The 22,097-nt window shown below is 41.9% G+C and carries 14 protein-coding genes and 1 pseudogene; all 15 read left to right on the top strand.

Features of this window, described 5'->3' with window-relative positions; translation table 11 throughout:
• Window positions 1-4: 4 nt before the first annotated feature.
• A pseudogene (infB, locus tag QM968_RS09950) lies at window positions 5-2,014 on the top strand (translation initiation factor IF-2); the annotation flags it as partial.
• Window positions 2,015-2,089: 75 nt separating this feature from the next.
• On the top strand, window positions 2,090-2,440 hold the full coding sequence (gene rbfA, locus QM968_RS09945; RefSeq protein WP_003003976.1) for a 30S ribosome-binding factor RbfA: 351 nt from the start codon (window positions 2,090-2,092) through the stop codon (window positions 2,438-2,440).
• A 178-nt stretch (window positions 2,441-2,618) separates the two neighbouring features.
• A complete protein-coding gene (locus tag QM968_RS09940) occupies window positions 2,619-4,250 on the top strand; it encodes a Na/Pi cotransporter family protein (protein ID WP_414383775.1) in 1,632 nt (543 codons plus the stop codon).
• A 153-nt stretch (window positions 4,251-4,403) separates the two neighbouring features.
• Window positions 4,404-5,561, top strand: coding sequence for an N-acetylglucosamine-6-phosphate deacetylase (gene nagA, locus QM968_RS09935; RefSeq protein WP_414383773.1), 1,158 nt, complete (start codon window positions 4,404-4,406; stop codon window positions 5,559-5,561).
• Between the two features lie 173 nt (window positions 5,562-5,734).
• Complete coding sequence (locus tag QM968_RS09930; RefSeq protein ID WP_414383771.1) at window positions 5,735-5,953, top strand: hypothetical protein; 219 nt, start codon at window positions 5,735-5,737, stop codon at window positions 5,951-5,953.
• Window positions 5,950-6,792 carry an aldo/keto reductase gene (locus QM968_RS09925; RefSeq protein WP_414383769.1) on the top strand — a complete coding sequence of 281 codons (843 nt, stop codon included), beginning with the start codon at window positions 5,950-5,952 and terminating at the stop codon, window positions 6,790-6,792. Before QM968_RS09930 ends, QM968_RS09925 begins: the two co-directional genes overlap by 4 nt.
• Before the next feature lie 264 nt (window positions 6,793-7,056).
• Entirely contained in the window at window positions 7,057-11,475 is a 4,419-nt protein-coding gene (locus QM968_RS09920) for a S8 family serine peptidase (protein ID WP_414383767.1), read from the top strand.
• A 505-nt stretch (window positions 11,476-11,980) separates the two neighbouring features.
• A complete protein-coding gene (glyQ, locus tag QM968_RS09915) occupies window positions 11,981-12,898 on the top strand; it encodes a glycine--tRNA ligase subunit alpha (protein ID WP_000038760.1) in 918 nt (305 codons plus the stop codon).
• 206 nt (window positions 12,899-13,104) lie between these two features.
• Entirely contained in the window at window positions 13,105-15,141 is a 2,037-nt protein-coding gene (gene glyS / locus QM968_RS09910; RefSeq protein ID WP_414383765.1) for a glycine--tRNA ligase subunit beta, read from the top strand.
• 33 nt (window positions 15,142-15,174) lie between these two features.
• Window positions 15,175-15,432 carry a DUF896 family protein gene (locus QM968_RS09905; protein WP_009732316.1) on the top strand — a complete coding sequence of 86 codons (258 nt, stop codon included), beginning with the start codon at window positions 15,175-15,177 and terminating at the stop codon, window positions 15,430-15,432.
• A gap of 162 nt (window positions 15,433-15,594) precedes the next feature.
• On the top strand, window positions 15,595-16,977 hold the full coding sequence (locus tag QM968_RS09900; RefSeq protein WP_414326900.1) for an amino acid permease: 1,383 nt from the start codon (window positions 15,595-15,597) through the stop codon (window positions 16,975-16,977).
• Window positions 16,978-17,418: 441 nt separating this feature from the next.
• The gene (gene rsmH, locus QM968_RS09895; RefSeq protein WP_414383763.1) at window positions 17,419-18,369 is read left to right on the top strand and encodes a 16S rRNA (cytosine(1402)-N(4))-methyltransferase RsmH; all 951 of its coding nucleotides are present in this window, start codon (window positions 17,419-17,421) and stop codon (window positions 18,367-18,369) included.
• An 11-nt stretch (window positions 18,370-18,380) separates the two neighbouring features.
• Window positions 18,381-18,716, top strand: coding sequence for a cell division protein FtsL (gene ftsL, locus QM968_RS09890; RefSeq protein WP_414383761.1), 336 nt, complete (start codon window positions 18,381-18,383; stop codon window positions 18,714-18,716).
• Entirely contained in the window at window positions 18,709-20,991 is a 2,283-nt protein-coding gene (gene pbp2X / locus QM968_RS09885; RefSeq protein WP_414383759.1) for a penicillin-binding protein PBP2X, read from the top strand. The genes ftsL and pbp2X overlap by 8 nt, the downstream gene beginning before the upstream one ends.
• A gap of 1 nt (window position 20,992) precedes the next feature.
• Window positions 20,993-21,985, top strand: a complete 993-nt coding sequence (gene mraY, locus QM968_RS09880) for a phospho-N-acetylmuramoyl-pentapeptide-transferase (RefSeq protein ID WP_414383757.1) — start codon at window positions 20,993-20,995, stop codon at window positions 21,983-21,985.
• The last annotated feature ends 112 nt before the right edge of the window (window positions 21,986-22,097 follow it).

Below are 22,097 nucleotides of genomic sequence, written 5' to 3'. Positions count from 1 at the left end.
TGCAAAACCAGCTGTTGCAGCTGCTCCGGCTCAAGTAGATACACGCCGTAAGAAACAAGCGCGACCAGATAAGAAACGCGATGATTTTGATCGTGAAGAAGATGGTCCAAGAAAACAACAAAGGAATCGAAGTAGTCAAAATCAAGTGAGAAATCAAAAAAATAGTAACTGGAATAACAATAAGAAAAATAAAAAAGGGAAGAACAACCGTAATGAGGCTCCAAAACCAGTAACAGAGCGTAAATTCCATGAATTACCTAGTGAATTTGAGTATACGGATGGAATGACAGTTGCGGAAATCGCAAAACGGATCAAACGTGAACCAGCGGAAATCGTCAAGAAGCTCTTCATGATGGGAGTGATGGCGACACAAAACCAATCCTTGGATGGGGATACCATTGAGCTTCTGTTAGTGGATTATGGAATTGAAGCCAAGAAAAAGGTTGAAGTGGACAATGCGGATATCGAACGTTTCTTCGTCGAAGATGGTTATCTGAACGAAGATGAGCTAGTGGAACGTCCACCAGTTGTCACCATCATGGGACACGTTGACCACGGGAAGACAACCCTTTTGGATACCCTTCGTAATTCACGTGTAGCAACAGGTGAAGCGGGAGGAATCACCCAACATATCGGTGCCTACCAAATCGTGGAAAATGGCAAGAAGATTACCTTCTTGGATACACCTGGACACGCGGCCTTTACTTCTATGCGGGCGCGTGGTGCATCTGTTACGGATATTACCATCTTGGTCGTAGCGGCAGATGACGGGGTGATGCCACAGACCATCGAAGCCATCAACCACTCAAAAGCAGCGAATGTTCCAATCATTGTGGCTATTAACAAGATTGATAAGCCAGGTGCAAACCCAGAACGTGTGATCGGTGAATTGGCTGAACACGGTGTTATGTCAACTGCCTGGGGTGGTGATTCTGAGTTTGTAGAAATCTCAGCTAAATTCAACCAAAATATCGATGAACTCTTGGAAACGGTCCTTCTTGTAGCTGAAATCCAAGAACTCAAGGCAGATCCAACTGTTCGTGCCATCGGTACTGTTATCGAAGCTCGTTTGGATAAAGGTAAAGGTGCGGTTGCAACCCTTCTGGTTCAACAAGGTACCTTGAATGTCCAAGACCCAATCGTTGTCGGAAATACCTTTGGACGTGTCCGTGCCATGACAAATGACCTTGGCCGTCGTGTGAAGGTAGCAGGACCATCTACTCCGGTTTCTATCACAGGTTTGAACGAAGCGCCAATGGCGGGTGACCACTTTGCGGTTTATGAAGATGAAAAATCTGCGCGTGCAGCGGGTGAAGAACGTGCCAAACGTGCTCTCTTGAAACAACGTCAAGCAACGAACCGTGTCAGCCTTGAAAATCTCTTTGATACCTTGAAGGCTGGGGAAGTGAAATCCGTTAATGTCATCATCAAGGCCGATGTACAAGGTTCGGTTGAAGCCCTTGCTGCTTCCCTTCAAAAGATTGAAGTGGAAGGTGTGAAAGTGACCATCGTTCACTCAGCAGTTGGTGCCATCAACGAATCAGACGTTACCCTTGCAGAAGCTTCAAATGCCTTCATCGTTGGATTTAACGTCCGCCCTACGCCTCAAGCCCGTCAGCAAGCAGAAGCTGATGAGGTAGAAATCCGTCTTCACTCAATCATCTACAAGGTGATCGAGGAAATGGAAGATGCTATGAAGGGAATGTTGGATCCTGAGTTTGAAGAGAAAATTATCGGGGAAGCAGTTATCCGTGAAACCTTTAAGGTCTCTAAAGTGGGGACTATCGGTGGATTTATGGTCCTCAGTGGTAAGGTCACTCGTGATTCCAAGGTTCGTGTCATTCGTGACGGTGTCGTGATTTATGATGGAGCTCTTGCTAGCTTGAAACATTATAAAGACGATGTCAAAGAAGTAACCAACGGTCGCGAAGGTGGATTGATGATCGAAGGCTACAATGATATCAAGACAGATGATACCATCGAAGCTTATATCATGGAAGAAATTAAGAAATAATCTTACAACTAGGAAGAATGAGGACTTTCTCTCGGACTTCCTAGTTTTTAAACCTAGTAAAAGAAAGGAGTTCCTATGGCAAGTCATTTTCGGACAGACCGAGTAGGGATGGAAATCAAGCGGGAAGTCAACGAAATTTTGCAAAAGAAAGTTCGTGACCCGCGTGTTCAAGGTGTCACCATTACGGATGTTCAAATGCTAGGCGATTTGTCGATGGCTAAGGTCTACTATTCGATTATGAGTGACCTGGCTTCAGATAATCAGAAGGCTCAGACAGGGCTGGAAAAAGCAACAGGAACCATCAAGCGTGAATTAGGTCGGAATCTTAAATTATACAAGATTCCAGATCTTACTTTTGTGAAAGACGAATCCATCGAATACGGTAACAAGATCGATGAGATGTTACGCAATTTGAACAAAGACTAGAGAGGTTGGAAATTTTCCAACCTCTTTTTTTGGCTCTTAAAACGAGGAAAATAAAACAGATAGAAAAAACGGTTTCAAAAAATAATAGAAATTTACAGAAATCTCTTGTGTGATTGGAAATTATCCTTTACAATAGGAGAGGAGTTTTATTTCTGATCTCATATTTGGAGGAATGATCATGTCCATTAACTGGCAGGAAATTTTGTTTAACTTTTTGGGGGGACTGGGTCTCTTTCTCTATAGTATTAAAACTATGGGGGAAGGCTTGCAACAGGCTGCAGGTGATCGCCTTCGATACTACATTGACAAATATACCAGCAATCCCTTCCTAGGGGTTTTGGTTGGGATCGTAGTAACGGCCCTGATTCAATCTAGTACAGGGGTAACAGTGATTACTGTTGGTCTGGTCAGTGCTGGCCTCTTGACCTTGCGTCAAGCCATTGGAATCATCATGGGGGCCAATATTGGAACAACCGTAACCTCATTCATTATTGGATTTAAACTGGGAACTTATGCCTTACCGATTATGTTTGTCGGTACAGTCTGTCTCTTCTTTACCAAGAATCGAACGGCTAACAATATTGGTCGCGTGCTTTTTGGGGTTGGGGGAATCTTTTACGCCCTCAACCTCATCAGCGCTGGGATGAGTCCTTTGAAAGAGTTGCCAGAATTTAGTCAGTATATGATTACCCTAGGGAAAAATCCAATTCTTGGTGTTCTTGCTGGAGCCATCATCACCGTTTTGATTCAAGCATCTTCAGCTACCATTGGGATTTTACAAGGCTTGTATTCAGGTGGATTTTTAGATCTGCGTGGTTCTTTACCCATTCTTTTCGGTGACAATATCGGGACAACCCTAACGGTTATTATTGCAGCTATGGGTGCTAATATCTCTGCTAAACGTGTCGCAGCAACCCACGTGCTCTTTAACTTGATCGGGACAGTCCTCTGTTTGATCTTGCTGACACCTTTTACAGCTATGATTGAATATTTCCAAGGCCTCTTGCATTTATCACCAGAAATGACGATCGCTTTTTCTCACGGGGCCTTCAATGTGACCAATACTATCATTCAATTCCCATTCATTGGAGCTTTGGCTTATTTTGTAACCAAGTTGATTCCTGGTGAAGACGAAGTCGTCAAATACGAACCCCTTTACTTGGATGAAAATTTGATTACTCAAGCGCCTTCGATTGCTCTTGGAAATGCGAAAAAAGAGTTGCTTCATTTAGGTGTCTATGCAGATAAAGCCTTTAGCCTCTCTTATGATTATATTGTTCATCAAAATGAAAAAATTGCCGAAAAAGGACACAAGACAGAAGAAGCGATCAATACCATTGATGAGGATTTGACACGCTACTTAATTCGCTTGTCAAGTGAAGCCTTGAGTCCGAGAGAAAGTGAAGTTCTTACCAATATCTTGGATTCCTCACGAGATTTAGAGCGGATTGGCGATCACGCGGAAGCCTTGATCAATCTGGCGGATTATTTGATTCGCAAGAAAGTTGTTTTTTCAGATGCAGCTTTGGCTGAGTTGGAGGATATTTACAATCAAACCCATCAGTTCGTAGAGGATGCCTTAAAAGCGGTTGAGAATAATGATATCGGCCTTGCAAATCAATTGGTGGCACGTCACGAGGCGATTGAAAAACTGGAGAAGAGACTTCGGAAAACCCATATTCGTCGTTTGAATAATGGTGAATGTACGCCACAAGCAGGGGTGAACTTTATTGATATTATTTCTCATTACACTCGTGTCGCAGACCATGCCATGAATCTCGCTGAAAAAGTGCAAATTGAGCAAATTTAATGACAGATAAACAGGGTAAGTAGAAAGCTTACTCTGTTTTTATTTTTTATTCCACCTAAAATAGGTCTAGACCATTTACAAATGGAGGTGAAAGCGTTATAATATGTATGAATATAAATGGAACACAGTTCCTACAATGGAAAGGACAATACTATGTCTACATATATTAAAGCAGATCAATTTTATTACCCACATGGAGTTCGCCGTGGAGGTTATTTGGAACTCGTTGATGGCAAGTTTGGAAAACATGTGGAAAGCTTACCAGAAGGTGCGGATGTGCTGGATTATTCTGGTTACAGCATTGCGCCTGGCCTCGTAGATACCCATATTCACGGCTTTGGTGGGGTAGATGTTATGGATAATAATATCGAAGGCACTCTCCATACCATGAGTGAAGGTCTCTTGAGTACAGGGGTTACGAGCTTTTTGCCCACGACCCTGACTTCCTCTTACGAACAACTTTTGGCAGTAACTGAAAATATCGGTGCACGATACAAAGAAGCAACAGGAGCTAAGATTCGCGGGATTTATTTTGAAGGACCTTATTTCACAGAAAAATACAAGGGAGCTCAAAACCCAGCTTATATGAAGGATCCAAGTATGGAAGAATTCCGAACTTGGCAAAAAGCGGCTAATGGTCTGTTAAATAAGATTGCCCTTGCTCCCGAGCGTGAAGGGGTAGAAGACTTTGTTCGCACCATTACGAGCGAAGGCGTGACCGTTGCTCTAGGACATTCCAATGCGACTTTTAAAGAGGCCAAAAGAGCAGTTGACGCGGGTGCGAGTGTCTGGGTGCATGCCTATAATGGTATGCGTGGTTTGACCCACCGTGAACTCGGTATGGTTGGTGCCATGTATGAGTTGCCTCATACTACAGCAGAGTTGATTTGTGATGGCCATCACGTTGATCCGCTAGCTTGTGATATCCTGATGAAACAAAAAGGGAAAGAAAATGTTGCCTTGATTACGGATTGTATGACAGCCGGGGGCTTAGAAGACGGGGACTACATGCTTGGGGAATTCCCAGTCGTGGTCGCTGAAGGGACCGCTCGTTTGAAATCAACTGGTAATTTAGCTGGCTCAATCTTAAAATTGAAAGATGGATTAAAAAATGTTGTAGAGTGGGGGATTGCCAACCCTTACGAAGCAGTGTTGATGGCCAGCCTCAATCCGGCAAAATCAGTCCATATTGATGATGTTTGTGGTCAAATTCGAGAAGGTTATGATGCGGACTTCATCGTGCTTGATCAAAATTTGGATCTGGTTGCGACCTATCTCGATGGGGTCAAACGTTACCAGGCTACGAACTAGATTCAAGAATCAAAGATAGAGTAAAACCTCTCTAGGTCATACCTGGAGAGGTTTTTGTGACGTATTCATGGGGGTTAAACAGTCTATAGGGGCTTTTTGTTTACCAATGGTAGTGCAATTTTGTGAATGCTGTCTTTTCATGCTATAATGGGAATTGAAATGTGAGGTAGCTTATGAAGGTAATTGATATACGTTTTTTATTGATGGGAATTTTTTTCTTGCTCTATGGGATAGTAAGAAAAAATATCTTTATTGTGATCGTTGGTGGGGCATTCTTAGTTTATAGTTTTTATAGCAAGAGGATGGAGCCAACCAAGAAGAATATTTTTAAGCCAGAGCTCAAGCTTCGAGGGCCTAAGAAACCGAAATCGAAGAAAGGAAAGAAAAAATGAATCATTATCGTTTAAATAATGGAGTGGAGATTCCTGTATTGGGATTTGGAACCTGGAAAGCAGCGGATGGAGAAGAAGCTTATCAAGCTGTTTTAGTTGCTTTAAAAGCAGGTTATCGCCATATTGACACAGCTGCTATTTATCAAAATGAAGAGAGTGTGGGGCGTGCGATCAAGGATAGTGGTCTTAAGCGCGAAGACTTGTTTATTACCACCAAACTTTGGAATACGAATCACACCTATGAAGATGCTCAAGCTGCTTTGGAAGCGTCTCTTGAAAAACTGGGCTTGGACTATGTCGATCTTTATTTGATTCATTGGCCAAATCCAAAGCCCCTTCGAGAAAATGATGCTTGGAAAAAACGAAATGCTGAGGTTTGGCGAGCAATGGAAGATATGCTAGCTGCTGGCAAGGTTCGGGCTATTGGTATTAGCAATTTTCTGCCTCATCATTTGGAAGCCCTCCTTGAAACAGCTCACGTCATACCGGCTGTGAACCAAATTCGTTTAGCCCCTGGGGTTTACCAAAGCGAAGCCATTGCAGCAAGTCGCAAGCATGGTATTTTACTAGAAGCTTGGGGACCTTTTGGCCAAGGAGAATTGTTCCAAAATGAACAAGTAAAAGAAATGGCTGCTAAATATGGTAAGACCGTCGCTCAATTGGCCCTAGCATGGAGTTTACAAGAAGGTTTTCTCCCATTACCAAAATCAGTTACCCCAGAGCGAATTGCGAGTAATCTAGACTGTTTTGGTTTTGAGTTGACCAAAGAAGATCTGGAGCACCTTCGCCATCTTCCGGTTGAAGCAGGTGCTCCAGATCCGGACACCAAAGATTTTTAAGATAAAAGTTTTTACTTATAAAAACCGAGAACACATTTGTTCTCGGTTTTTGAATACTTTCAAGCGTTAAATAGTTTTAAAACACTAATAAAAACATACGTTTTATAACAATTTTCTACAAATATCTTGTTTATGACGAACGAAAATAAATTAATAATTAGTAACGTTCGCGAATGTTACATTTGTGTTACAATTCAGTTTTGATCGAATTTTCAGATAATTTTGCGCTATAATAGTTACTATTAAAATAAAAGGGGAGTTTCTATGAATAAACAAGAGCGTTTTTCATTAAGAAAATACAAATTTGGTGTAGCCTCAGTTTTATTAGGGGCTGTTTTGGTATTTGGAACTGCACAAGCGAGTGCAGATGAACAAGCAACGGGCCAAACGAGTGCTGAAACACAACTTGTAGCGTCTACTCAACAGCCACCAGTTGAAAAACAAGAGTCACAAGTTACAGAAACTACGAATACAGTCGCTAGTGAAAAAGTAGAGGTTTCTAAAGAAACTGCTGTTGCGGAAAAAGAAGCTATTAGCAAAGAAGCTCCTGTTCTTGAAAAAACAGAGGCTCCTAAAGAGGGAACAGCTGCTCCACAAACAAACACAGAAAAAAGAGGAAAACCGGTAGAAAAAGCGACAGTAGTGGCTACTTCGACAAGCTCTGAAACAAATGTGCGCCGTGATGGAGCTGAAAAACCTCAAAGCATTGAAAGCAACGAGATTATTACTGTTCCACAAACCTGGAACCAAGGTTATAAAGGTGAAGGAATGGTAGTTGCCGTGATTGATTCTGGTTTGGATGTCAACCATGAGGTTCTTCGTATTACCGATTCTTCAAAAGCCAAGTTCAAAAATCAAGAAGAATTGGAAGCAGCCAAGAAAGCAGCAGGAATTGATTATGGGAAATGGTACAATGATAAAGTCGTCTATGCCTATGATTACTTTGATGGTACCGATAATATAAAAGAAGCTGAAAGAGATTCTCACGGGATGCATGTTACCGGGATTGCAGCGGGGAATCCTGATAAAGAAGCAGGAAACGGTGAAAAAATCTATGGTGTAGCACCAGAAGCGCAAGTTATGTTCATGCGTGTCTTTTCAGATCGGCAAAAAACAACTGGTTCTGCCCTTTATGTAAAAGCAATTGATGATGCGGTGGCTCTCGGTGCAGATACTATCAACATGAGTCTTGGCTCTACGACTGGTTCTACGGTCAATGCGGATTCAGATATTGTGGATGCCATCAAACGGGCGCGTGCTAAAGGTGTATCTGTCCTAATCTCTGCAGGAAATAGCAATACTTTTGGGAATGGTTATTCAAGACCAGCTGCAGAAAATCCAGATTACGGCTTGGTCGGAAATCCTTCAACAGTAGAGGACTCTATCTCTGTTGCCTCCATCAATAACAAAATCATTACAACAGAAGTTTTTGAAGTTAAAGGCTTGGAAGGTCATGCGGAAGCAGATAATGGAAAGTTTGATTACAGTAAATCTGCTGCAGATGCTGACTTTGAAAAAGGTAAAGAGTATGAATATGTATCTGTTGGTCTTGGGAAAGAGGATGATTTCAAAGATCTTGACCTTACTGGTAAATTAGCCCTTATCCAACGTGGGGAAATTCCATTCTCAGAAAAAATTGCCAATGCATTCCATCATGGTGCTGCAGGAGCTTTGGTCTACAATAATGTGGATGGTTCTAATCTTGGTATGGCTATCGATGGGGATGCAAAAAAAATCCCATCGGTCTTCATTTCAAAACGTTATGGGGAAGCTCTTAAAGCAGGATCCTACAAAATTGTCTTCAACAATACCATGGCCAATCGCCCATCTCCAGAGGCGGATCAATTGTCAGATTTCTCAAGCTGGGGAGTCACAACAGACGGTCAGTTGAAACCAGATGTAACAGCACCTGGGGGCAATATCTTCTCTTCTTTGAATGACAATACCTACGGAGATTTGAGTGGTACAAGTATGGCCTCTCCTCACGTGGCAGGGGTTGCAGCCTTGGTAAAAGAATACCTTGTGAAGCATCATCCAGAATTAACTCCAGAACAAGTTTCTGAAACAGTGAAAGCCTTGATCATGTCTACGGCTAAACCACACGTTAACAAAGAAACAGGTGCTTATACTTCTCCTCGTCAACAGGGAGCAGGGGTGGTCGATACGTCAGCTGCCGTATCAACAGACTTGTATGTCACTGGTGAAAACAATTACCCAAGTGTTACTCTTGGAAATGTTGGAGATAGCTTTACATTTGATGTTACAGTTCACAATATTTCAGATACCGATCGTACCTTGAAGATGTTGGTCAATACTGACACAGATGAAGTGAAAGATGGTAAATTTACTCTTCGCCCACGTAAATTAACCGAAACTGCTTGGCCAGAAGTGACTGTGAAAGCACATAGTTCTGAAACAGTTACGGTGAAAGTTGACACAAGTAAATTCACAGAAGAATTGAGCAAAGAAATGCCAAACGGCTATTTCCTTGAAGGATTTGTTCGCTTTGTTGATCCGGCTGATGATGGAGATGTGGTCAGCTTGCCATTTATGGGCTTCAAGGGAGAATTCCAAAACCTTCCCGCTGTTGAAAAGCCAGTCTATGATTTGGTTCGCGAAGGAAAAGATGGATTCTACTACCATATTCCAAAAGATTTGAATATCTCATCGAGTGCCAATGTTTCTGCGCTCGTCACTCAGCAAAATGACTTCCTTCTCACTCAAGGAAAACGAGATGGTCGTCGGATGACAGTCCTTGGTATTGACGAAAATGCAGAAGGAACTCACACCCTTCAACTAGATGAAAACGGAAATGTTCGCATTGCCATTTCACCAAATGAAGATGGAAATAAAGATTTCGTCGAATACAAAACGGTTGCGCTTCGAAACATTGAAAACCTTCGTGCAAGTGTCTACGCAGCAAGTGATACGGAACATCTACATCCAATTTGGGAAGGTACGCCATCTGACCATCGTAAGAACTTCTTCAACGGTGACCAAAAGAACCCACGCAGCTACACATTAGATAATACTGCTTGGTCTGGTAGCGATGCCAATGGAAATGCGGTAGCAGACGGTTTATATGATTATGTCATCCGTTATACCCCAATGGTTCCAGGAGCTGAAGAGCAATCAACGACCTTCAAGGTTCGGGTCGATACTCAAAAACCAGTGATTACATCTGGATATATTCGCTTTAAAGACGGAGCACAACAGTTTGTAGCACGTAAATCCAAAGATGTTGGTGAAGGCGGTATCTTGACAGAAAAACTAGTTTATGTCACACCATTTGATGATCAAGGAACGATGGTCCAAACCAATGAAGATAAGAATGGTACGCGTGCTCTAGAAAATTATCATGTCATTAAGGCCAATGAAGATGGTAGCTTCGATCTTCCTGAAAACATCGAGAAGAAGAATATCTACTATTATGTAGAAGATTTTGCAGGCAACGTGGATTACATTTCATTAGCTGATTTGGTACGGGATCAAAATAGTGGTCGGGTTCAAATTGCAGTGCGTGATGCTAAGACCAACAAAGATTTGGACACCATGTACGTCTATCGTATTAAGGACAGCAATGGTCAATATGTATCAGTTGATAAAACAAAAGATATCAACTTCTTGAACTTTGGCCATTATATTGCAGAAATCTTTACCTATGATCGTACTGAAGTGAAATTTGTCAGCAGCTTGACGCAAGAGTTCGATTTGACAGAAGAGAATAGTTTCCAAACGATCGCATTCCTTGCCAACACCTTGGAATACGCACCAGTCAGCATTCGCTTTGATCAACCAGTTTCAAAAGCTGCTACGCTCGTATTGAAAGGTGCAGAGGGCGAAAATTTTGTATTGCCTGCTGAAAAGTATGGTAAGAATGGCTTTGGTAAATCAGTAGCAACCGGTCAATATACTTTAGTTGCAACCCTTCCGACAGGTTATGAATTGGCTGAGGAAGCGCCGGTGATTACAGTTGTTGCAGGTCGAAACAATGTTTACCGTCTTGGAGTGATCTCAAAAGTAGATCTCTTAGCTGCCTTAAACAACCAAGCGGATGTTATCAAGACAGCTCACTACTTCAATGCGAGTGCCGATAAGAAAGAAGCCTATGATCAAGCCTTGCAAGCTGCTCAAGCAGCCTTGACCAATAAGGTCAGTCAAGAGCAAGTCAACCAGGTAGTGGCTGGTCTTGAAGCTGCCAGTCAAGCTTTGGATGGCAAAGACTCAAATGTTGCAGCTTTGAAAGAAGCGATGCAGGCTTACGATGCTACAACTAAAACTGGACGGTATGCCAATGCAAAAGAAAAAGTACGTCGGGACTACGATCGTGCCTTCCAAACAGTGGCTTTACTTGCAGTAGATCCAACTGTGAAACAAGAACAAATCAATCAAGCGCTTGCTGAGTTGAGCCGTGCGGAAGGAAAATTAAATGGGAAAGCAACTGATTTTTCAAGCCTTGAAAAATACATCAAGGAAGAATTGAAGTTCCAAGAAAAGAATGCTAAATTCATCTATGCTGGAAATGAAGAAAAAGAAGCTTACCTAGTAGCCTTTAAGGATGCACAAACCATTCTTTCAAATCCAGGAGCAAGTCAGCAAGATGTAAAAGATGCTTTGACAGCTTTGAAAAATGCCAAGAAAAAACTTCATGGTAAAAAACCAAAAGCTGCAAGACGTCCCTAATCCAAATAAAATTGTTTGTTAGCCTAAAATCCGTATGAAACAATTGTTTCATACGGATTTTTATTTACAAGTATGTAGAAATCTGCTATAATACTAGTCAAGAAAGAAGAGCTTATGGCGTTTTTCTAGCGAGCTTGGGATAGTGAAAGCCAAGTAGAACAAAGTAGGCAAAGGCGCTTTCTCTCAGTAAAAGCTGAGTATAGTAGAATAAAATGAAGTAATAAATTAGGGTGGAACCGCGTTTTTGACGCCCCTAGGTCACTTGACTTAGGAGCAGAGACACGGTTCTTTTTGTGTTCTGAGTCGCAAGAAATTATAGAAAAAGGAGTAAATCATGTCAAAAAAATTGACTTTCCACTGTGTCAGTGGCAGAGACCTCCTTACAGTCGGACTGCCCCACGCTCAGCACTAAGGTGCCTGAGCTAGACGCAGTACTAACTCGTCTTGTCTCGTATGATCGACGAGGTAGACTTGTGTCGCAAGAATTTATAAAAAGGAGAAGAAGATGTCTAAAAAATTAACATTTCAAGAAATAATTTTGACTTTGCAACAATACTGGAATGACCAGGGGTGTATGCTCATGCAGGCTTATGATAATGAAAAAGGTGCGGGTACGATGAGTCCTTACACCTTCCTTCGTGCCATTGGTCCGGAGCCGTGGAATGCGGCTTATGTAGAGCCATCACGTCGTCCAGCAGACGGTCGTTACGGGGAAAACCCAAACCGTCTTTACCAACACCACCAATTCCAAGTGGTTATGAAACCATCACCATCAAACATCCAGGAGCTCTACCTTGAGTCATTGGAAAAATTGGGGATTAATCCTTTGGAACACGATATCCGTTTCGTAGAAGATAACTGGGAAAACCCATCAACTGGTTCGGCTGGTCTTGGTTGGGAAGTGTGGCTTGACGGTATGGAAATCACTCAGTTCACCTACTTCCAACAAGTTGGTGGCTTGGCAACTGGTCCTGTTACTGCTGAGGTCACTTATGGTTTGGAACGTCTGGCTTCTTACATCCAAGAAGTGGACTCCGTTTACGATATCGAGTGGGCTCCTGGAGTTAAATACGGAGAAATTTTCCTTCAACCAGAATACGAACACTCAAAATACAGCTTTGAAGTTTCTGATCAAGATATGCTTCTTGAAAACTTCGAAAAATTTGAAAAAGAAGCAGGACGTGCCTTGGAATTGGGTCTTGTACACCCAGCCTATGACTACGTTTTGAAATGTTCACATACCTTCAACTTGCTTGATGCTCGTGGAGCTGTATCCGTTACAGAACGTGCTGGTTACATTGCCCGCATCCGTAACTTGGCCCGTGTCGTTGCTAAAACCTTCGTCGCAGAACGCAAAAAACTCGGATACCCACTTCTCGACGAAGCTACGCGCGCCAAACTCCTAGCAGAAGAGGAAGAATAAAGAGTGTATTAGATAGGATTGGTTGATAGAGCAATCCTACAGGACCAGTTGCCACAGTGATAGAGGTATCGTTAGAGAAACTAACGATACCAGGCAAAATTGGAGACCTTAGGCTCCAATTTTAGCAATGAAACGACGCAGTCGGTTGCTTGCGTGCCAATCACATAAGGCAAACTGGAAAAAAAGATATTTTTCGGAGAAAAAACATGACAAAAAACTTATTAGTAGAACTTGGACTTGAAGAGTTACCAGCCTACGTTGTCACACCAAGTGAAAAACAACTGGGTGAGAAAATGGCAGCCTTCTTGGATGACAACCGTCTTTCATACGAAAGCATTCAAACCTTCTCTACTCCCCGTCGTTTGGCCGTCCGTGTACTTGGTTTAGCGGATCAACAAACAGATTTGACTGAAGATTTTAAAGGACCATCTAAGAAGATCGCCTTGGACGCAGATGGAAACTTCTCAAAAGCAGCCCAAGGATTTGTTCGTGGTAAGGGCTTGACCGTTGACGATATCGAATTCCGTGAAGTCAAAGGGGAAGAGTACGTTTACGTGACGAAACACGAAGCTGGAAAACCTGCCAAAGAAGTTTTGGCTGGTATCCCAGAAGTGCTTGTTTCATTGACGTTCCCTGTCAGCATGCACTGGGCTAACAACAGCTTTGAATACATTCGCCCTGTTCACACCTTAATCGTCCTTTTGGGAGATGAAGCGCTTAAACTAGACTTCTTGGATATTCAATCAGGTCGTGTGAGCCGTGGACACCGTTTCCTCGGACACGAAGTGGAAATCACCAATGCGGATTCTTATGAAGAAGACCTTCGTACGGTTTATGTGATTGCAGATAGCAAAGAGCGTGAAAACATGATTCGTGAGCAAATCAAGACTATCGAAGCAGAACAAGGTGTTCAAGTCCAAATCGAAGAAGGACTTCTAAACGAAGTCTTGAACTTGGTGGAATACCCAACTGCCTTTATGGGAAGTTTTGACACCAAATATTTGGACGTTCCAGAAGAAGTATTGGTGACCTCAATGGAAACGCACCAACGTTACTTTGTCGTACGTGACCTTGATGGTCAGCTGAAACCAAACTTCATTTCTGTCCGGAATGGGAACGCTGAGCACTTGGAAAATGTCGTTCGAGGAAATGAGAAGGTATTGGTGGCACGTCTCGAAGATGGTGAATTCTTCTGGCGTGAAGACCAAAAACTTAAGATTGAAGACCTGGTTGCAAAATTGGCACACGTGACCTTCCATGAAAAGATTGGTTCACTCTCTGAACACATGGCCCGTGCTGGTGTCATTGCAGCTTCCTTGGCTGAGCAAGCTGGTTTAACTGCCGAAGAAAGAGCAGCAGTAGCTCGCGCAGCTGAAATCTACAAATTTGACCTCTTGACGGGTATGGTCGGAGAGTTCGATGAATTGCAAGGAATCATGGGTGAAAAATACGCCCTCCTTGCTGGTGAGGATGCTGCGGTTGCGACAGCTATCCGTGAGCATTACCTTCCTGATGCAGCAGACGGCGCTCTTCCAGAGACTAAGGTTGGTGCTATCCTTGCGCTTGCAGATAAATTAGATACCCTCCTTTCCTTCTTCTCTGTTGGCTTGATTCCATCAGGTTCAAACGACCCTTATGCGCTTCGCCGTGCAACACAAGGAATTGTTCGTATCTTGGATGCCTTTGGTTGGCACATCCCTATGGATGAGTTGATCGACAGACTTTACGCCCTTTCATTTGATAGTCTTTCTTATGACAATCAAGCAGAAGTGCTCAACTTCATCAAAGCGCGTGTGGACAAGATGATGGGACGTACACCAAAAGATATCAAAGAAGCTGTTCTTGCTGGTTCAAACTTTGTCGTAGCAGATATGCTTGAAGCAGCAGATGCTCTCTCAGAAGCTGCTAAGACGGATGGTTACAAGGCAGCTGTTGAATCACTCTCACGTGCCTTCAACTTGGCAGAAAAAGCAGATGCTTCAGTAGCAGTCGATGCTAGTCTCTTTGAAAATGATCAAGAAAAGGCCCTTGCTAAGGCGATTGAAGAATTAGAATTGACTGGTTCAGCTAGTGATAAATTGGCACAGCTCTTTGCTCTTAGCCCAGTCATCGATGCCTTCTTTGACAATACCATGGTGATGGCTGAAGATGAAGCTGTCAAAAATAACCGTTTGGCCCTGCTTGCAGGCCTTGTGTCTAAAGCTAATGCTGTTGCAGCCTTTAATCAATTGAATACAAAATAAGTACCTGTTGACAGGTAGAAAGTAGGTCTGATAATGACACCTGAAAAAATTGCTCGGATCAATGAGCTGGCAAAAAAGAAAAAAACAGAAGGTTTGACACCAGAAGAAGCAGTGGAACAAGCAAAACTTCGTGAGGAATATATTGAGGGTTATCGTCGCTCAGTTCGTCACCACATCGAAGGAATTAAAGTGGTTGACGAAGAAGGTAACGATGTGACGCCTGAAAAACTTCGTCAAGTCCAACGAGAAAAAGGCTTGCATGGCCGTAGCCTTGATGATCCTGAATCATAATCAAAAGCCTGCTGGAAGAGACTCCAGTAGGCTTTTCTATATATGAAATTCAGAGTATTCTGTGCTAGATTGACCAGTTTTTAAAAACGTGGTATAGTATACTATGTGAAAATTTGATTATACTTTTCTGAAAGTATACAGAAAAAGAATTGGAGTAATCATATGTCAAAAAAACATCATACTGGTGAAGAAACCGAAAATGGGATGGTTCGTGGTCTGCAAAATCGGCATGTTCAGCTGATCGCTATTGCAGGAACTATCGGGACAGGACTCTTTCTTGGAGCCGGTCGTTCCCTTTCTTTAACAGGTCCATCTATTATTTTAGTCTATATGCTGACAGGAGTCTTCATGTACTTGATGATGAGGGCTATTGGAGAGATGCTTTATATGGACCCAGATCAACATACCTTTATCAACTTTATTACCAAGTACTTAGGAAAGGGTTGGGGCTACTTTTCAGGATGGTCCTATTGGGTTTCCTTGGTATTCCTTGGGATGGCAGAAATTACAGCCGTTTCCAACTATGTCCAGCTCTGGTTCCCTAATTGGTCAGCCTGGCAGATACAAATTATCTTTTTAGCGCTTTTAAGCTGTGTGAATTTGATTGCTGTGAAGGTCTTTGGAGAGGTTGAATTCTGGTTTGGAATGATCAAGATTGTCACTATTTTGGCCTTGATCGCAACAGGGATCTTTATGGTGACGACGAATTTTGAAACACCAGCTGGACAGGCTAGCTTAAGTAACATTAGTAATGGTTTTCAAATGTTTCCAAATGGTTGGGTCAAGTTCGTAATGGCCTTCCAAATGGTCTTCTTTGCCTATCAAGCGATTGAGTTTGTTGGAATTACCACATCAGAGACAGCCAATCCCCGCCAGGTCTTACCGAAAGCCATTAAAGAAATTCCAATCCGAATTGTGATTTTTTATGTAGGAGCATTGTTGGCAATTATGGCAATTTTCCCTTGGCAACAGCTTCCCGTCAATAAATCACCATTTGTGACGGTCTTTCAAATGGTAGGAATCAAGTGGGCAGCAGGATTGATTAATTTTGTTGTACTGACAGCTGCTGCATCTTCCTTGAATTCCACCCTCTATTCAACAGGGCGTCACTTGTACCAGATTGCAAAAGAAACGCCAAACAGTAAGGTGATGAATCGTTTGAAGCTGAATAGCTTGTCTCGAATGGGGATTCCAAGTCGTGCGATTATTTTCTCTGCGATTGTAGTTGCTGTTTCAGCCTTTATCAATATCTTGCCAGGTGTTTCAGATGCCTTTGCCTTGATTACGGCCTCTTCTTCAGGGGTTTACATTGCTATTTATATTTTGACAATGTTAGCCCATCTTAAGTACCGTAAATCGAAAGAGTTTATGCCGGACGGATTTGTCATGCCGGCCTACAAAGTACTGAATCCATTAACAATTGTTTTCTTCCTCTTTGTATTCGTTTGTCTCTTCTTACAGAAATCAACCTATATTGGTGCGATTGGAGCAACTATCTGGATTATTCTCTTTGGAATTTATAGTAATTGGAAACACAATAAATAAGCAGCAAAACTTACCCTTGGGTGAGTTTTGTATTGTTTTAAAGCCTTCTTATCTTCCCTTCTTTTAATAAATTTCTTGGAGTGAAGATAAGAAAAACAGAGAGGGAAAAATTATGTCTTTTCCCTCTCTGTTTTTTGTCTTTGAACTGTTTTTTTGAGCCACCAAAGTGAGGCGACTAGGATTAGTGTAGCCAGCCAAAAAATCCAAGCTTCAATGGTAGTTAGGAAAAAGTAGAGGGCGATAATATCGACCAATAAAAATGGGATGAGAGTCTGTTTACTTAATTTCATATGAATATTGTATCATAAATTGTAGCGGAAACAAGTAGAATCAAGATTCTCAAGGATCTTTTATATCATAGCAAAAGATCAGAATGGATTCGTTCGTGTAATTTTCTTCAGGAGTGCATCTTGCTCCTATTTATGGTAAAATGGTTAAGATATGAGTAAAGAATTTCATCATGTAACGGTCTTGCTCCATGAAACGATTGATATGCTGGATGTAAAGCCAGATGGAATCTATGTGGATGCCACTTTAGGTGGAGCTGGCCATAGCGAATATTTGTTAACAAAATTAGGTGAATCAGGCCACCTGTATGCCTTTGATCAAGATCAGCATGCGCTTGAAAATGCCAAAATTCGTTTGGCACCTTTCATTGAGAAAGGCATGGTGACCTTCATTAAGGATAACTTTCGTCATTTGAAGGAACGTCTAAACGAATTGGGTGTTACTGAAATTGATGGAATCTGTTATGACCTAGGTGTCTCTAGTCCTCAGTTAGATGAACGGGAACGTGGATTTTCTTACAAGAAAGATGCGCCGTTGGACATGCGCATGAATCAAGAAGCTTCCTTAACAGCCTATGAGGTCGTAAATACCTACGATTACCATGATCTCGTCCGCATCTTTTTCAAATATGGAGAGGACAAATTTTCCAAGCAAATTGCGCGGAAAATTGAGCAAGCACGAGCAATTAAACCGATTGAAACGACGACTGAATTAGCAGAGATTATTAAATCTGCTAAACCAGCTAAGGAGCTCAAGAAAAAGGGCCATCCCGCTAAACAGATTTTCCAAGCCATTCGTATCGAGGTCAACGATGAGTTGGGAGCTGCGGATGAATCGATTCAGCAAGCCATGGATTTGTTGGCTATCGATGGTCGTATTTCTGTGATTACCTTTCATTCGTTAGAGGATCGCTTAACCAAACAACTGTTTAAAGAAGCTTCGACGGTTGAAGTTCCAAAAGGACTTCCTTTTATTCCGGATGATTTGAAACCAAAGATGGAATTGGTCAATCGAAAACCAATTTTACCAAGTGCCGAGGAGCTTGAGGATAATAATCGATCACACTCGGCAAAATTACGGGTCGCTCGAAAAATACACAAGTAAGAGGAAATGATATGGCAGCAAGAGATGAGAGAACAAGAACGCAGATGTTGCAAGAGCGCTTTCGCCATTTCTCTAGAGTAGAAAAGGCTTTTTATGGATCGATTGTCCTAACAGCTGTGATTTTAGCCATTAGTATCGTCTTTATGCAGACGCGGATTTTACAAGTACAGAGTGAGTTGACTGATTTGAATACGGAACTAGAAGCCAAAAAGACGGAATTGGCAGATGTTCGTCAAGAGGTCAATGAATTAACACGTTATGACCGCTTATCACAGTTGGCTAGCTCCCAAGGAATGAAGCTGCAAAAAGAAAATCAAAAAACAGTGAGTGCAAGTAGTGATGAATAAATTTAAAAAATTTTTAATCGGGTATTCGATAAAGAAACGTCGCTTGCCGGATCAGAATCGAAAACAAGTTGGGAAAAATCTCAGTGTACTGGCGATTTTCCTCTTTTTTCTCTTTCTGATTAATTTTGCAATGATTATTGGGACTGACAAAAAATTTGGTGTGACCTTATCGGATCAAGCCAAAAAAGTCCATGAGCAGACGGTTATTGTTCCTGCAAAACGTGGAACGATCTATGACCGAAATGGAGCAGTAATTGCTGAAGATGCTACGACCTATAACGTTTATGCCGTTATTGATAAAAAGTACAAATCAGCAACCGGGAAAATCCTCTATGTAGAAGATAGCCAATTTAAAAAAGTAGCAGAAATTTTTAAGCAGTACTTAGGGATGGATGAGGATTACGTCATTCAACAGTTGTCGCAAAAGAAATTGAAACAGGTTTCTTTTGGATCGAACGGAAACGGCATTACTTATAGTAATATGACAGCTATCCGTGAGGCCATGGAAGCGGCGAAGATTGAAGGTATTGCCTTTACAACAAGCCCAAATAGAAGCTATAAAAATGGAGTCTTTGCTTCTCAATTTATCGGTCAAGCTTCGCTTCAAGAAGATAATGATGGGAATAAAACCCTGAAGGGCCAATCAGGGATGGAAAAATCCCTCGATCGTATTCTCGCTGGACAAAATGGAGTCATCACCTATGACAAAGACCGGAACGGAAATATCGTTCCCGGATCTGACAAGGTCTCTGTTAAAACAGAAGATGGGAAAGATGTCTACACAACCATTTCAGCAGAATTGCAGACCTATCTTGAGACGCGCATGGATGTTTTCCAAGAAAAAGTAAAAGGAAAGTATGTTAGTGCGACGCTTGTCAGTGCAAAAACAGGTGAGATACTGGCGACAACACAACGTCCATCCTATAATGCGGATACAAAACAAGGGCTTGATTTAAAAAATTTGAAAACTTGGAATACCATCCTTTACCAAGATCAGTATGAACCAGGATCAACGATGAAAGTCATGTTGTTGGCTTCAGCAATTGACCATGGAACATTCCCAGCTTTTAATGAAGTTTACTTTAATAACGAATTTCAGGTGAAAGATGCGACGATACGTGACTGGGATGTCAATATGGGGCTCTCTGATGGTCGCTATATGAATATCGCCCAAGGCTTTGCCTATTCGAGTAACATTGGGATGACTCGCTTGGAACAAAAGATGGGAAATGCAGTCTGGATGGACTATCTGACTCGCTTTAAATTCGGTCTTCCAACCCGTTTTGGAATGGGAAATGAAGCTTACGGGGGTCTTCCAGGGGATAACTATGTCACTCAAGCCATGTCTTCCTTCGGTCAAGGGATTTCGGTGACCCAAACGCAGATGTTACGTGCATTTTCTGCCATTGCAAATGATGGGGAAATGTTGGAGCCGAAATTTATTAGTGCTATTTACGATAAAAAATCAGACACAGCCCGCAAATCAAAAAAAGAAGTTGTTGGAAAACCAGTTTCAGGATCAGCTGCGCAACAGACACGGAACTATATGATCACCGTCGGAACAGATCCCGAGTATGGGACCCTGTATAGTGATGGTCCGATTATTCAGGTGCCTGGGCAAAATGTGGCGGTCAAATCTGGGACTGCCGAAATTGCGACAGATCAAGGATACTTACAAGGAGAAAATGATTCTATCAACTCGGTTGTAGCCATGACACCTGCAGAAGATCCTGAATTCATCATGTATGTGACGGTCCAACAACCAGAAGTGAAGTTTTCTCCAACCAATTGGCAAGAATTGGTCAATCCCATTTTGGAAGATGCGGTTGCTTTAAAGGATGAATTGCATCTAACTACAGAGGCACCAACTCTGGATGATGTGACCAAAGAAACAACTTATAAAATTCCTTCAGTAGAAGCTGTTTCTAAGGAGCTGGGTTTGAAACAAAATCTAAGTCCGGGAGCTTATTCAGAAGAATTGCGTCGCAATTTAGTCCAACCAATTGTCTTAGGAACAGGAAAGAATATTCGGAAGATGTCTGTGGATGTTGGTTCGAAAGTCAAGGCTAACCAACAGATACTACTATTGACAGAAGATTTTGATGTGATGCCGGATATGTATGGATGGACGCAGAAAAATGCTGATATCTTTGGAGAATGGACTGGTATTGAAATTACTTATAAAGGTAGTGGAAAGAAAGTGACCAAACAAAATGTCAAAATGAATACTTCACTTGAAAAAACTAAAAAAATAACCTTAACATTAGGAGACTAACATGTATATTGCCACGATCCTAGTATCGTTTCTATTAACTGTGGCTGCTATTCCAGCCTTTATCCGATTTTACCATCATGCTCATATTTCTGGGCAACAGATGCATGAAGATGTGAAACAACACAAGGCAAAAGCGGGGACTCCAACAATGGGAGGAGTTGTATTCCTGATTACAGCGGTCTTAGTGACTTTTGTTGTTACTGTATTGACTGGTAACTTTACTCGACCTGTTCAACTGATTCTGTTTATCTTGATTTTATACGGAATTGTTGGTTTTTTGGATGACTTTTTAAAAGTTTTTCGTAAGATCAATGAAGGCCTCAATCCGAAGCAAAAATTGGCCCTGCAACTCATTGGGGGAATGATCTTTTATATTTTCTCTGAACGTCATGGTAGTGGAAGCCTCTTGAATATTTTCGGATATGAACTTTACTTGGGCCATTTCTACATTCTCTTTGCTTTATTTTGGTTGATTGGTTTCTCAAATGCGGTCAATCTGACCGATGGAATTGATGGATTAGCCAGCATCTCTGTTGCCATTAGCTTGAGTGCCTATTCCTTTATTGCCTATATGCAAGGAAAATGGGATATTCTCTTTGTAACCTTGAGTATGATTGGGGCCTTGCTTGGATTCTTTGTCTTCAACCACAAGCCGGCTAAGATCTTTATGGGAGATGTCGGAAGTCTAGCTCTTGGAGGAATGCTTGCAGCCTTGTCAATGGCTTTACATGTAGAGTGGACTCTTCTTCTGATTGGTCTGGTCTATGTCATTGAAACAGGATCAGTAATGCTACAAGTGACCTATTTCAAATGGACCAAGAAACGCTACGGGGAAGGGCGACGGATCTTCCGAATGACTCCTTTCCACCATCATTTAGAACTGGGTGGACTTTCTGGAAATGGCCAAAACTGGTCAGAATGGAAAGTGGATGCCTTTATGTGGTCCATTGCCTTGCTAACAAGTTTCATTACTCTTATTCTTCTCTACTTATAAAACTAAAACGACGGTGGGCTTACCCATCGTTTTTTACTGACTCAGAGAGACTTTGTTGGTTAGGAAAAATGACTCATAAGAGAGGCACGAAGTCAGCTTTTCTGATATAATA

The sequence above is a fragment of the Streptococcus sp. OMI870 genome, assembly GCF_047460295.1.
Taxonomy (GTDB): domain Bacteria; phylum Bacillota; class Bacilli; order Lactobacillales; family Streptococcaceae; genus Streptococcus.
Note: the sequence above shows the minus strand (reverse complement) of the source record. Positions and strands in the feature narration are given on the sequence as shown.